This is a genomic window from Pedobacter aquatilis, from assembly GCF_030409415.1.
In the GTDB taxonomy this organism is placed as follows: Bacteria; Bacteroidota; Bacteroidia; order Sphingobacteriales; family Sphingobacteriaceae; genus Pedobacter; species Pedobacter aquatilis.
Genome location: NZ_JAUFPW010000032.1, coordinates 50,643 through 64,272 on the forward strand (window position 1 = coordinate 50,643; position 13,630 = coordinate 64,272).

The 13,630-nt window shown below is 36.3% G+C and carries 11 protein-coding genes; 5 read left to right on the forward strand and 6 right to left on the reverse strand.

What is annotated here, in order from left to right; genetic code table 11:
* Positions 1 to 11: 11 nt before the first annotated feature.
* Positions 12 to 512 (forward strand): GNAT family N-acetyltransferase, encoded by a 501-nt coding sequence (locus QWY86_RS14350; protein ID WP_290243032.1) that lies wholly within the window; start codon positions 12 to 14, stop codon positions 510 to 512.
* A gap of 35 nt (positions 513 to 547) precedes the next feature.
* On the opposite strand, the gene QWY86_RS14355 is transcribed toward QWY86_RS14350, so the two are convergent.
* Entirely contained in the window at positions 548 to 1,543 is a 996-nt protein-coding gene (locus tag QWY86_RS14355; RefSeq protein ID WP_290243033.1) for a helix-turn-helix transcriptional regulator, read from the reverse strand.
* 81 nt (positions 1,544 to 1,624) lie between these two features.
* On the opposite strand from QWY86_RS14355, the gene QWY86_RS14360 reads away from it, so the two are divergent.
* Both QWY86_RS14360 and QWY86_RS14365 read left to right on the forward strand, forming a co-directional pair.
* On the forward strand, positions 1,625 to 4,024 hold the full coding sequence (locus QWY86_RS14360; protein ID WP_290243034.1) for a TonB-dependent receptor: 2,400 nt from the start codon (positions 1,625 to 1,627) through the stop codon (positions 4,022 to 4,024).
* A gap of 18 nt (positions 4,025 to 4,042) precedes the next feature.
* On the forward strand, positions 4,043 to 5,362 hold the full coding sequence (locus tag QWY86_RS14365) for a hypothetical protein (protein WP_290243035.1): 1,320 nt from the start codon (positions 4,043 to 4,045) through the stop codon (positions 5,360 to 5,362).
* 149 nt (positions 5,363 to 5,511) lie between these two features.
* Here the strand turns inward: QWY86_RS14365 and QWY86_RS14370 are convergent, their stop codons facing one another.
* Positions 5,512 to 6,042 (reverse strand): DinB family protein, encoded by a 531-nt coding sequence (locus QWY86_RS14370; RefSeq protein ID WP_290243036.1) that lies wholly within the window; start codon positions 6,040 to 6,042, stop codon positions 5,512 to 5,514.
* A gap of 105 nt (positions 6,043 to 6,147) precedes the next feature.
* Entirely contained in the window at positions 6,148 to 7,614 is a 1,467-nt protein-coding gene (locus tag QWY86_RS14375; RefSeq protein WP_290243037.1) for an aminotransferase-like domain-containing protein, read from the reverse strand.
* Between the two features lie 64 nt (positions 7,615 to 7,678).
* Between QWY86_RS14375 and QWY86_RS14380 the strand changes: the two genes are divergently transcribed.
* The gene (locus QWY86_RS14380; RefSeq protein WP_290243038.1) at positions 7,679 to 9,547 is read left to right on the forward strand and encodes a TonB-dependent receptor plug domain-containing protein; all 1,869 of its coding nucleotides are present in this window, start codon (positions 7,679 to 7,681) and stop codon (positions 9,545 to 9,547) included.
* Between the two features lie 81 nt (positions 9,548 to 9,628).
* Here QWY86_RS14380 and QWY86_RS14385 read toward each other — a convergent pair whose 3' ends face one another.
* Positions 9,629 to 10,327 carry a phage tail-like protein gene (locus QWY86_RS14385; protein WP_290243039.1) on the reverse strand — a complete coding sequence of 233 codons (699 nt, stop codon included), beginning with the start codon at positions 10,325 to 10,327 and terminating at the stop codon, positions 9,629 to 9,631.
* A 41-nt stretch (positions 10,328 to 10,368) separates the two neighbouring features.
* On the opposite strand from QWY86_RS14385, the gene QWY86_RS14390 reads away from it, so the two are divergent.
* Entirely contained in the window at positions 10,369 to 10,806 is a 438-nt protein-coding gene (locus QWY86_RS14390) for a hypothetical protein (RefSeq protein ID WP_290243040.1), read from the forward strand.
* A 74-nt stretch (positions 10,807 to 10,880) separates the two neighbouring features.
* On the opposite strand, the gene QWY86_RS14395 is transcribed toward QWY86_RS14390, so the two are convergent.
* Together QWY86_RS14395 and QWY86_RS14400 are read right to left on the reverse strand one after the other, a co-directional pair.
* Positions 10,881 to 11,804 (reverse strand): DUF4238 domain-containing protein, encoded by a 924-nt coding sequence (locus tag QWY86_RS14395; RefSeq protein WP_290243041.1) that lies wholly within the window; start codon positions 11,802 to 11,804, stop codon positions 10,881 to 10,883.
* Positions 11,805 to 11,876: 72 nt separating this feature from the next.
* On the reverse strand, positions 11,877 to 13,217 hold the full coding sequence (locus tag QWY86_RS14400) for a hypothetical protein (protein WP_290243042.1): 1,341 nt from the start codon (positions 13,215 to 13,217) through the stop codon (positions 11,877 to 11,879).
* Between the last annotated feature and the right edge of the window lie 413 nt (positions 13,218 to 13,630).

Consider the following 13,630-nt stretch of genomic DNA (forward strand, 5'->3'; position numbering starts at 1 on the left):
ATATTTGCCAAATGGATATAAGATTAGCACGCAAAGAAGATGTTCCATCAATCATGGAATTGGTTAAAAAAGTTGTTCCGTTAATGCGGGCGACAGGAAATTTCCAATGGGGAGATGATTATCCAAACCCTAGAGTTTTTGAAACAGACATTGAAATCGGACAATTGTGGGTTGCTGAATTAGATAACAAAATAGCAGGCTTTTCTGCAATTACAACCGACCAAGACCCCGAATATACAGATGCTGGCTGGGATATTACCGAAGAAGCAATCGTTACGCATCGCCTTGCGGTTAATCCCGATTTGCAAGGAAAAGGCATTGCCAGAGCATTAATGCAACAAGCAGAAATTGTAGCAAACAGCAGAGGCATTAAAATTTTACGTGTGGATACAAATAGTGAAAACCTGGCAACAAATGCTTTATTCCCGAAATTAGGTTACCAGTTCAGCGGCGAAATTGGTTTGGCAAAAAGACCAGGTTTAAGGTTTTTTTGCTATCAAAAACTGCTATAACTAATAAACGGTGTCTTATTGGCTAATACATTTACCTAAGTAAGCAAACCAAAGTTTTCAAAAAGCACCATGAGTTCATCGGTAAAAAGCAACAACGATAATTTGCCTGAACGTAATTTGTTAGGCAACAAACCAAAATATTTTTTAAAAGCGCTTGTAAAATGGGTAGCATGTTTATAGCCTACTTTTTCAGAAATCTCAGCTATCGTTAAATCATTCTCAATTACCATTGATTTTGCCTGCTCCATTTTATATTCGTTCAAATAACCATAAACAGTATTTCCAAATAAGGTTTTAAAATCACGTTTTAGGTTAAACTCATTTGTACCAACTTTTAAAGCAAGCGATTTTAAAGATAGCTGTTCACCGGTATTTTGAATTAAAATTTCTCTGGCCTCAAACATCTTTTCCATATCCGTTTGTTTTAATTGGGTTGGTAATATATTATTTTGCGCCTGATCAAATTGCGAAATCTGTAGCGCCAAAAGTTCTATAACTTTTGATTCTAATAGAAGTTGCTCATGGAAATCGGCATTATTTAAAGTACTTAAACGCCGCAAAACCGAACTTATTTCTGGTGTAATTGGCAAATTTAAAGAAGAAAGCACAACAGGCTTTCCACTATCATTTTGCAGCATTAATTTACGATATGCTTGGTGCTCAACAGGTATATATCTCCTTAAAAACTCTTTACTCAGATTAATACAAACAACCTCATCCTTAAAACTGCTCATCAACATTCGGTTAAACTTTAGCGTAACTTTAAATAAATTATGTTGTTGTGCCCCTATTTCTAAATCATCTGCAAAGTTGCCTCCTTTGTTAAGTCTGATGCTACCTTTCATCACAAAAATCATTTGATAAAATTCTAGCTGCGCATCATCCTCATAACCCATTTTTATTTCCAGTTTATTACTGTCTGCAACATTAATACTGTGGCTAATTGTAATCGATTTATTAAATGAATACACACTATCCGGAGTTGAATTACATTCTCCTTTAAGCGTTGTTTCTTCTCCCGATTTCGTCATATGCAGAATTTATCTTTGCAACAAAGTTATTCTTATTAAGACCTATTCTAAAGAAGAAGTTAAAAAAGTTACACATCATCAATGAAACACGCTTTACTATTAATATCATTTCTAACCTTTTCAATTGCTATAAAAGCGCAAACCAGCACTTTAATAGGTAAAATCATCGATGAACAAGGTAAACCATTCGCTGGTGCTACAATATCTATAAAAGAAATTAATAGAAGTACCATGACGGATGACGATGGTAAATATGAGATGAAGACTTTACCATATGGAACTTACAGTTTGCACATAAGCTCGCTGGTATCTGAGCCAAAGAAAGTTATTGTTAAAATTGATGCAGCTACAATAACAGTTAATTCTAAAGTAAAAAACTCATCAGATAAAGAACTCGGTCAAGTAAATATTCAAGGAAAAACGGAGAAGAAAAAGATTGAAACTTCGGGTTTTGCTGTAAATGTGATTGATACCAAAGAAGCATCGTTAAGAAACCTACAAACCAATGAACTACTAAATAGAACAGTTGGTGTTAGGGTTCGTCAAAGCGGTGGCCTTGGCTCTGATGCAAGCTATAACTTAAACGGCATGTCTGGCCGGGCAATTGGTGTATTCATTGATGGTATTGAAATCTCTACCTACGGCTCATCATTCAACTTAAATAATATTCCGCCTGCTTTAATTGAACGTATTGAAGTTTATAAAGGTGTTTTGCCTGCACACTTAGCTGGAGATTTTTTGGGAGGCGGTATTAACGTAATCCTTAAAAAAGGCGGCATGCGCAATAACCTAATTGCATCTGCTTCTTATGGTTCATTTAATACACAGCAAACAGATGTTAGCGGTATGTTCCGCGATGCGAAATCTGGTTTTACCGTTCGTGGTTCTGGTTTCTACAGTTATACTGACAATGATTATGAGGTATGGGGACAATTTGTTAGAAACGAAATGCCCAATGGACAAATGGTAGAAACCAGAGGCAAACGTTTTAATGATGCCTATAAATCCTTTGGTGGCCGCTTTGAATTAGGTTTTACAGATGTAAAATGGGCTGATAACTTAATGTTAAATTACAATTTTTCTGATACTTATGATGAAGTTCAACATGGCCAGTACATGAGCCGCCCTTACATGGGTAGGTTTACAGAATCGCAAGCACACGTTGTTGGACTTGATTTTAAAAAGAATAACCTCTTCGTAAAAGGCTTAAATTTTAATTTAAATGGGGTTTACAGCGATAGAAAACAATACATTCAAGATACGGTAAGCTATAGATACAACTGGAATGGCGAACGGGTTATCGGAATAAGAGGTGAACCACTAAGAACTTTAAATGGTGGTCAGCAAGGTTTACCAACCATGAATACCATTACCAGACAAATTGCTACACTACGTTCGAGCTTAAGCTATAACATCGTTCAAAACCATAAAATTGTTCTCAACCACATGTTTTACGTGGTTGATAGACAGGATTCTGATGCCTTGAGAACAGTTTTAGAAAGAAACTACTTATCTACAAGTGATTTAACCAAAAATGTTTCCGCATTATCTTACGAAGCAGAAACTTTTAACGGTCGTTTAAGAACCAATTTATTTGCGAAATACTATCAGCAGAAAATCGACCGTATGGACCCGATACAACAAACCATTAACGGACAACCAACAAGGGTAGAGAGAATTACAAGCGACAATAGAAATACAACTGGTTACGGTTTTGCGGCTTCTTATTCCATTATTAATAATTTAGTGCTAATTGCCTCTGCAGAGAAAGCGATAAGAATGCCCGGCGAATCTGAAATTTTCGGTAACCAGGCAGACAACTTAACGCCTAATCCATCCATCCGACCAGAGATTAGCGATAACTTCAACTTAGGTTTTAGAGCAGGCGCATACCAAATTAACGACCACCGCATTTCTGTTTCGGGTGCTGGTTTTATCCGCAATACAAAAGATAAAATTGTATTACTCTCGAACGATAGAAATATAACCAACGTAGAAACAACAAATAATGTAAACCTTTCTGGCGTACGCTCAGTGGGTTTCGAAGCCGAAGTAAACTATGTTTACCGAAAACTGAATGTGGTGTTAAACCTATCTAAGTTTAATGCTTTACTACAAGATAATGCTTCATTATTTAATGGCAGACAGATACCAAACGAACCATTTTTCACGGCTAACGGAAATGTACAATATCGATTTAATGATGTTTTACAAAAAAAATCGATGGTTAATCTTTATTACAATTTTGGTTACGTCCACCCATTTGAAACCATTTGGCAGCTTAGGCGTGATGACTTTAATGTTACTCCTACGCAGTTTATTCAAGATTTAGGTGCAAGTTATCGCTTTCCTAATCAACGCATGGTTTTGAGCTTCGATGCAAAGAACATCTTAAATAAAGAAGCTTACGACAATTTTGCTGCTCAAAAACCTGGCAGAGCCTTTTACCTGAAATTTAACTATACCATTAATAATTTTTAAAAATCTAATTTATAAAAGATGAAAAAGCAATTTTTAAAACTCCTGATGTTAGGAGCTGTTGCAACAACCGTTACGCTTGCAGGTTGTTCAAAAACCGGAGAAAATCCTCAACCTGAAGAAAACTTAGGCGATTCTAACCGTTGGATTACACTGTCTGGTGCTTTAATGGGTACAACTGCCGGTGATGGTAATGGTGGTACAATGGTTTACTCTGTAAGTGTAAACGATGCTAAGGACCCTAATAAATCTTTCAGCGTTTATGATAACGGTTTCCCGGTAAGATCTCAACGTACGGCTCGTTTACAATCATCAAATGATGGTGCAACACTATTTAACATTGCATATACAGGCGCAAATGGAGGTGAATTTTCTAAATACAAAGTTAATGGTGGTTCTAACTATTCAGAATTATCTGATAAGGTAAACATATCCAGTTACGCAACAACCTCACCTAGATGGGTTAAATTATTTGATAACGACCAAACTGGAGTTGCAGTAAACGTTTCAGGTGTAAAAATTACGACTAGCGCAAATGGTACTTATGCATATGCGAGAGGTACATCAACTGTGTTATCTTTAAATTTACAAGCAGCAGGTATTAAAACTTACGAGCAATATGAAATTCCATTAGCTACCGCAGAAGAAGCGCAAGGTTTTTACATTGGCCGTTTAGACGGACCAGTATTAAACAAAGCTGGCGATAAATTAATCATCGGTGCATCAAGAAGTAAATATAATACAACAACTGGTGTTGCAGATAATACTGGAACAGTCAAGATTTCATCTAAATCAGTTGTTGTAGATTATCCTTCTTTAAAAAATCCAAGGGTAATTTCTTCTACGGTTAGTCAGGGAAATACAAATGGCTACCGCAGCTTTAACTCGTTCTTAGCTGAGGATGGCAACATTTACCAAGCTACTCAAAATGGCACTTCAGGTTCTCATATCTTAAAAATTGGTGCAAACAATGAGTACGACAATAGTTACGTATTCAGTTTAGATGCAGCTTTAGGCGTAACAGGAAGTTATGTTGATGCTTGGAGATACGCTGGAAATGGAGTTGGAATTATTGCTTACAACATTGCTGATAAAGGCGGTTACCTTGCTCTAGTTAACTTAAATACCAGAACAGCAACAAAAGTTGCTATTCCAGATGATGCTGATTTGAGCTTTGGTCAATATCAAGGATTTGTAGTAAACGGAGATGAAATTTTCGTTGCTGTAACACCTGTTGGTAAAGATGGCAACATCTACATCATTAACAGCAGAACTGGTGTATTAACCAAAGGTGCTAAACTCGTAAACAAAATAGGGAACCATTACATTGGTGTGTTTTAATAGGTTCAATGAAAAACAAAAAGGGCATTCAAATAATTTGAATGCCCTTTTTGTTTTTGCTTTCTCGTCATCCCCGAATAGGCGGGAAACCTAAAGCACTATACAAATTGCTTTAATTCCCAATTAAGTTGGGATTGACGAGTGCTGTATTAAAATAATTTTTCTTGTGGAGGCGTTGCACCAGCTAGTCTGATGTAAACTGTAGCTTGGCCTCTGTGGTGCGTTTGATGCTCAAAACATTTATCGATAGCTTGTTTCTTGGATAAATCGAATCTACCAAAAAGCTTAACCATTTCGCTTAATTGCGCTGCTGTGAGTTTTTTAACGCTTGCTATTACAAAATCGTAGCTAGCCAAAACATCTTTAGTAACCGTTGCTTTTGATTTATCGGTTCCTTTTTCTAAAGCACCCATTGCCAACGGACTTTTCTCTCCAGTTGCGGTTGCTGCGAATGCATAATTCGCATCTGCTAGGTGAAGAAACTGATCTGCGAAAGAGCGCATTTGAGGTGTTGGTTTTAAGCTGTAAGAAGCTTCGGGCATTACATCTAAATATTCTTTTGTGTATGCTTTGGCTCTCTCCCATTCTTTAACAACTTCATCGGTTGTTGTTTGTGCTTTTGCTGCTCCCACTGTTAACACGAACAATGCAAGCAAAGTAATTTGTTTTAGTTTTTTCATTTTGTTGCTTTTAAAAACCCCAGAAAACATGAGGTTAAACAAAGATAGTTATTAATGTATTTCAGAAAACAAGCGTAAATAAAAAAGAAATTCTACAGTAATTGCTCAAAGCAGCACCAAATCCAAAGATTTTCGCAAAATTTCAACCACCTTATGCATTTCATCTTTATCTAAATGACCAAAACCTAAACGAATTGCCCGAAGATGTTTAGTTTGGTAAAGTATTGTTTTTGGCAAGAATAAACCATCTTTTGCGCACTGCTGTTTTAGTTTAATTAAGCTAAAATCATCAAGCCACTCTACCCAAATGGCTAAACCTCTTGCGGGTATTTTGAATTTTATTCTGCCATTTAGTTTTTCGTTAAGCAAGTTCACAAAATCATCTCTACGCTCTTTGTATATTTTTTTGTTTTTTTTCGCAAGGCGATGAACCTCTCCATCTTCTATCCAATGGGTTAAAACTTGTTCTTTTATGACATCAATTCCAGGTTCTAAAATCCGCTGATGCTTCTCCACTTCGGCAATAAACTCAGCTGGTGCGGTAATAAATCCATAACCAAAACCCGATGGTAAAGAGCGGGCAAATGAACCAATATAAACTACATTGGCATTTGGATTTACAGCACAAAGGGGCAAAACTGGGTTATTATCATAATGAAAATCAAAATCGTGATCATCTTCTATCACAACAAAACCATAGGCATTTGCAAGCTCCAAAATCTCCATTCTTCGCTTTGCACTTAAACAATTTGTGGTTGGATAATGATAATTTGAAGAAAGATACAATGCCCTAATTTCATTCTCATCGCAAACGCTCTTCAATTCTTTTGTGTTTAAACCATCACTATCAACTGATATAGTAATAATTTCAGCACCCCTATCAATCAAGGTCATGTTGGAACCATAATAACTTGGCGATGCAACAACTACTTTATCGCCTTGCGAGATTAATAATTTTGCTGCTAAATATAAACTCACTTCATGGCTGTTCGTAGTAATAATATTTGAAGCAGAAATACGCAATCCACGGGTTAAATTTAAAAAGTTAGAAAATTGATTTTTAAATTCAGTATGAGATTGCGATTGTTGTTGTTTCCAGCTGATGCCATTTTTCTTTCTTTTTAGTTTCGATACGTACAATCGGGCCAATATATCAGTTTGCACCAATCTTAAGTCTGGCAAGCCATCGTTAAACTGAAAAGGCAGATTACTGATTTCAATTGGGTCTTCTAAAATCAGCGAACGCTTAAAAATAAAGCTGGTATTTAAATTTTGATAAGGTTTTGTGTCTTTAATTTGCTTTTGATTTGAAAGTATAAAAGTTCCTTTGTTGGGCAAAATTTCTATGAAACCTTGCAGTTGCAAATCGTCAAATGCTTTTATCAATGTATTACGATTTACATTGAGCAGCTTGCACAACACACGTGTACCCGGAAGCTTTGTTCCCTCTGGCAATAAACCCATTTGAATGGCTTTTATAAACTCGAATACGATTTGTAAATAAACCGCAACGCCATCATTTGGCTTAAGCTGAATAAAACTTTTGAAAGGAATTTGAACCGGACTATCCATTTTATTAAAACTGGTACACTTTAATGGTACGGCAAGATACTAATTTTGCAAAAAAAACATACGAATGAAAAAACTTTACTTTGCTATTCTTTTTACAAATCTTACGGGAGCTGTGTTTGCCCAAACCAAAAAAGACAGCACTATCAACATGAACGATGTTGTAATTAATGAAAATCGATTCAACACGCCAATTTCGAAGCAAAACAGAAATATTTATGTGATAGATAATATAACCATTGCCAAATTACCTGGCAGAACACTTCAGGAAGTACTGCAATATGCTAACGGTATAGATATTAGACAACGAGGTGCTTTTGGCGGTCAGGCAGATATTAGTATAGATGGTGGCAGTTTTGAGCAAACCGTATTGCTTTTGAACGGAACAAAAATAATCGACATGCAAACTGCTCACAATATGCTAAACCTACCTATTCCGGTTGAGGCTATTGAACGCATAGAAATAATCCGCGGCCCCGCAGCCAGAATTTATGGCATAAATAGCTTAACAGGTGCAATTAATATTATTACTAAAAAGCCAACAACTTCTGGGGCATTAATTTCAACTTACGCAGGTTCAAATTTTGAAAAAAATACAGATGGTAATGGAAAAACCTTTGTGGGCGGAGGTATACAGATAGGCGGCGTACTAAGCAAAAAAAATCACCAGCATTCACTTTTTGCTTCGCATGATAAAGGAAATGGTTACCGATTTAACACCGGTTTCGAAAATAATAAATTACTATACCAAGGTAATTTTCAAATTGATGAATCGAATACAATTGATGCACTTTTTGGTTATGTAAAAAGTGGTTTTGGTGCAAACGGATTCTATGCTAGTCCTGGCGATAGAAATTCAGATGAACAAGTGCAAACCACATTAGCATCTTTGCAATCTAAACACCTAATTTCAGATAAATGGATTTTAATGCCTCGTTTAAGCTACCGCTATAATTTTGATGATTACCGCTATTTCGGACCTACAAATTTAAACGCTGGTAGAAGCAGACACTATAGCAACTCCTTTTCTGCCGAATTAAACACCACCTACAAAATTACAAGCGGCGAATTTGGCTTTGGGGCAGAGGCAAGAAAAGACGATATTAATTCTACCAGCATTGGTGAACGAAACAGGGATAATTTAGGCATTTACGCTCAGTACAGAACACAATTATTAGAAAAATTAAACGTAAATATTGGTACTTATCTTAACTACAACTCTGATTACAAGTGGCAAATTTATCCAGGCTTAGATGCGAGTTACGAAATTGCAAATGGCATTAGGCTGGTTACCAATATTGGTACAAGTCAGCGCATTCCATCTTTTACTGATTTATATTTAAACCAACGCCCTGGAAATATTGGTAACGAAAATCTTGCTCCAGAAAATGCTTTACAGGCAGAATTAGGCTTTAAAATAGATAGAGGAAACTTCAATTTTAATGCAAATTATTTCTTCAGGAATATTGATAAATTTATAGATTGGACGCGTACAGTAACCACTGAACCATGGCAGAGTAATAACATTGGAGATTTACAAACGAATGGCTTTAACTTTAGAGCAAACTATAATTTCGCGGTTGCAGAAAAATCTAAAATCAATCTTCATTTAGGTTATTCTTATCTCGACTCAGAATTTACGGGCATCAATTCGCAATTGGCTTTTAAGTATTTAATATCATCATTGAAGCACCAGGTTACAAATACTGTTGATTTTCGGTATGCAAACTTTTCAGTATTATTTGCTACACGCTTTAATCAAAGAATGTCCGGACCATCTTATTGGATAAACGATATAAGATTTTCGCAATCGGTAAATAAGTTTACTTTCTTTTTAGATGCACAAAACATATTTGATACAACATATAACGAAATAGGAGCCATACCTTTACCATCAAGATGGATGAGTTTAGGTGTAAAGTTTGTGAGCTTTTAAAAGTACTTCAACCAACAAGCGCCAAAAATTAGTTGGTTCTTGTTGGCATTTTTTAAAAATTTTACTTTTAAAATAAAATTCCTAATTAATAAATGTAATTCTAAAAGACTTTCTGAAATCTCCTGTAATCGAGGTAATTCCAGCCGTAGAAGCATGATCAGTATTACCACCGGTATTAGGTTTGGTAATTACAAACCTAAACTGATCACCTGCATCTAACTTAATAATATCAAATGGTATTGTAATTGTTTGTACCGTATTAGTGGCCATCTCCTCAAAGGTAGAGTTCACAGCAATTCGGTCTGTCCAAACGCCAAGTTTATTTACCTGAAGCACTAATCTAAGTGCTGTTTTGCTACTTGTACTGTTAATTTTCGGATTATAATTTATAAACCCAGAAATCTCATAAAAACCAGATTTTTTAATTGTAAAACCCTGTAAATCTGCATTAAATGTAACGTATGTTGGATTTGCTATCGCAACACTGCTTGTTTCCCAAGGCACTGGAATTAATGTACCCGCATTAAAACTCGTTAAGGTTGCAGATGTTAATGATAAATCTGTTGGAGATTTCATAAAAAAATCATCCGGTGATATTCGAGTTAGAATATCATCTGTGGAAGAGTATGGTTCCCAACTGCTTCCATTCCACATGTAAACATTATTAGCGGTAACCGCATTTAGGCCTGTTGTTGTATTAGTATTAAAAACCCATAAACCCACAACAGGTGTAGTAACTGGAGCGGCTAAATTTGTGCGAGTAAGGCTGACTCTACTCATTAAAAATCCTTTTAGTATTATTCAGGTTCTATACAAAGATCATGTTAGTTGCTTCTGAAATTTTAGAAGATTTTATTTACCTCCACGGCATGTTAAAGGATATAAAAGAAAAGAAAGGAATGGGCGAAGATATTGAGAAGTATATTTTTAATTCGGGAGAACTAAAGCAACTTTCAAACTTTATCAATTCGGTATGCAAACATAAAACTGAAAGAGATAATTATCATGTACATAATCATCATTTTAAACACGAATTCCAAGACTATGGAAGTTCTATTCACGAAAATCAGATCAGTATTAATTCGCTTTCATGGAATAGTACTAACGACAAAACTACTATTCTAATGCCTTCTTTAAAATATTTTGTTGAGATTATTGTTAAACTAAATGATAATTTAGACAAATTGCTGAAAGATGAGCCTGGGTACCTGGATAAGTTGGATGAGATTTTCACGCGAGACTGGAAAGAATCCACATAAATCATCGCTCTTTAAAACCCTAACTAGCTGATAGAATGATTAACCATACATCAAGGACATTATTTGTTGCAGACCTAACAGTTACCATTCCGCATTTTAAGTTCATCGTACTGGTTGATAGCCTTTAAAATATCACTTTTTTCTCCATATAAATATCGATCCGCCTTTTCAACTTGGTGCATATTATATATTGAAACGAAAAAATCCGATTGCGATATGTCATGTTCCAGCCTCAAAATTTTCAGAGGATTCGAATCTACTTCTTTATCAAAGGGGTAAAGACTGACCATATGACTCCTGTCAATTGGCAGATTAAATTTGCAATCAGGAGAATATAGTGGCCAGTCTGCGTGAACTGGCCTATCACTGGATATCAGTCCTAAATTACCTTCATAAGGCGTTACAAGTATATGATAGTCCATCTTCAACCCTGCAATTCGCTTTAACCTTCTTACACTTTCAAGATTAGCGGATTGTCTATTTGAGTTGTTGCTTTCTTTAATAGCCTCCTCGATAGTTTTTCCTTCAAGGTCATATACCGCTGAATCATCGGCAGAATAAATCTTTTTTTGTACCCCAAGTTGTTCGTGTGCCAAAAAAGCATACTCGATTGTACTGTTGAAAATCGAGTTTAATGCTTCAGCAAGTTTCGGAGTTCTAAGTTCTTGCGCAATAATGTAAACCAATATTTTGGTCTTCAATTCAGGAGTGATCAAGTCCACTTCAGGATTGATTAGGGTTTGATAGATATCATGATATATGCTTTCTATGTGCTTGGAATAGTATCTTTCAAGCCACCTTTTTTCATTTTCCGGCAAATCATCGAATGTATAATAATCTCTTATCTTACAAATATTTTTAATGTTCTGTCTGTGAATTTTTTGAACCTCACTTTGGTTGAAAAGTACATCAACAAAAAACTCGTCTTTGCGCTTTTCCACAGCAAAATTTTGCAGATAACATTTTGGCACTATGTGCTGACTGATTGGCTCACTCATTGAGTTATATTTTCAGATGGGTAATTTAAGAATAAAAACCCTGTATATTAGATTCGATTAACATTTCCGAAATTACATCTGTTTCAACATAATCATATGATATGGAAGAAAGTATATCAAGTAAGGTTTAATGGGGAAAATCAGATGCCTGGCATAAAGATCCTTGGCGACATAAATGGTATTGGTGCTATCATTGGAAAGATGTTTGTTTAAACGGTTGACACCTGCTCCACGATAAATGGCATTATCCCGCCTGTCGTAGGTATTCACTCTTGTTGCATCTTCATCCATGAGGTAATATTTTTCGCCCTGCCCCCCAATAATTCGGATTTTTATCTTTGTTGAAATTGCGTTCACTTTAACGCTGTCCATACCGCTATGCAGATATACCCTTACTTCTTTTGTAAGATTTGGACTAAAGGTTCGATTATATAGTTGTTTGCCGATTTTTCCTGATCGATTAAGTTTGGACACTTCAACTGTTAGCCCGTTTCCCGTCGCCTGGTTTAGTTCAATAAGTTCATTTTTGTCCGAGAGCTCTATATCAACAATGCGATTAAAAAAAAGATAATATTGTTTCATTAAATCCGGCAGTGCATCTCTTCTTTTTATGAGCTGATCGATCAGATTTTTTCTGTGAAGGGAATAACCTGGTTCGGGCAACTTTTCAAGTGCCGATATCAGTCGTTCGTCAGTCATAGCGGAGCAGAAATCATTCACAACACTCATCCATTCCTTTTCATCAATTTGGCTAAATATCCGGCTGTTTATTTCTCTGCCCTCCCATAAAAACCAATTGATGTCCTGAATGTCACGCTCATATCCCTGCATCATGGGTAGTAACCAGGAAGATTGCGCCATCCGCTGTATCATTCCGTCAGAACGGTAAAAAACTTGATCCCGATCCCTGCGAACGGGGAGGTAAATCATTCCCTGAGGAGATTTTTGGAGTTTCCACCTCCATTGGTCTTCATGGCGATCCCAGTCACCTAAAAGCACATCAAGTGCCTTCAGTTTAAGATACATTTGCCAGGCAATAGTGATATCATTATCCTGCGTTATTTTGCTAAGCATCTTAGCGGTATTATCTGTTTTCCCTATGGGTTCCCGTAATTCCAGCAGGCATAGCGTTTCCTGAAAGTCCTTGGCATATTCACCTAATCCTGCGTCCTTTGCAACCCATCCAATTACAGGGTTGCTATGGGGGGCACCGATCGCCTGGGCAAGCTCGGGGACAACCAGAGCCGAAAAGGGATGTTGCGCAGACATATTATCTTTAATGATATCCTTTAAAAAAGTATTTCTAAGTTGCTCAGGTATTAGACCTTCAGGATACTTCTCGATACTTCTCAGCGTCCACTCATTTCCATTTGAATCTTCAAGTCTTACTGAATGCGTTTGGTTACCCCCCACCCCTTTGGATCGCTTTTAATCCTCCCGCAATTCTGGACAATTGTATGATGGGCACAGTGGTCGGCAGTGAATAATCTTTACGATAGTTTTCACCAAAAATATTTCTGTGAAACTTTCCTACAGAATCATAGCTAGCAAGGATTCTTACTGAAATACTATCTGGCAAAATGATCGCTTGTGCGTTTGTTTGCAATCTAGTGGCACAAATCACTAGAAAGGAGAATACAATAAGTTTGTAATGGTTCGATTTCATTTTAATTTTATGGCTGTTAGAAGAAAGCAAACAACATACCTTCACAATAATCGAAATCCCCATAAGGATCTGACTGAGAGCATTCTGTCTTAAAATATTTAGTTTTAGCTGATTGGGCCACCAATCCTTATTTTTGGTACTGCCCCAGGGCTACGGTTTG

Bases quoted from the DNA above. Each gene is read 5' to 3' on its own strand.
- QWY86_RS14360 (WP_290243034.1), top strand. From the start codon at position 1,625: ATGAAACACGCTTTACTATTAATATCATTTCTAACCTTTTCAATTGCT.
- QWY86_RS14380 (WP_290243038.1), top strand. From the start codon at position 7,679: ATGAAAAAACTTTACTTTGCTATTCTTTTTACAAATCTTACGGGAGCT.
- QWY86_RS14350 (WP_290243032.1), top strand. From the start codon at position 12: ATGGATATAAGATTAGCACGCAAAGAAGATGTTCCATCAATCATGGAA.
- QWY86_RS14355 (WP_290243033.1), bottom strand. From the start codon at position 1,543: ATGACGAAATCGGGAGAAGAAACAACGCTTAAAGGAGAATGTAATTCA.
- QWY86_RS14385 (WP_290243039.1), bottom strand. From the start codon at position 10,327: ATGAGTAGAGTCAGCCTTACTCGCACAAATTTAGCCGCTCCAGTTACT.
- QWY86_RS14365 (WP_290243035.1), top strand. From the start codon at position 4,043: ATGAAAAAGCAATTTTTAAAACTCCTGATGTTAGGAGCTGTTGCAACA.
- QWY86_RS14370 (WP_290243036.1), bottom strand. From the start codon at position 6,042: ATGAAAAAACTAAAACAAATTACTTTGCTTGCATTGTTCGTGTTAACA.
- QWY86_RS14390 (WP_290243040.1), top strand. From the start codon at position 10,369: ATGTTAGTTGCTTCTGAAATTTTAGAAGATTTTATTTACCTCCACGGC.
- QWY86_RS14395 (WP_290243041.1), bottom strand. From the start codon at position 11,804: ATGAGTGAGCCAATCAGTCAGCACATAGTGCCAAAATGTTATCTGCAA.
- QWY86_RS14375 (WP_290243037.1), bottom strand. From the start codon at position 7,614: ATGGATAGTCCGGTTCAAATTCCTTTCAAAAGTTTTATTCAGCTTAAG.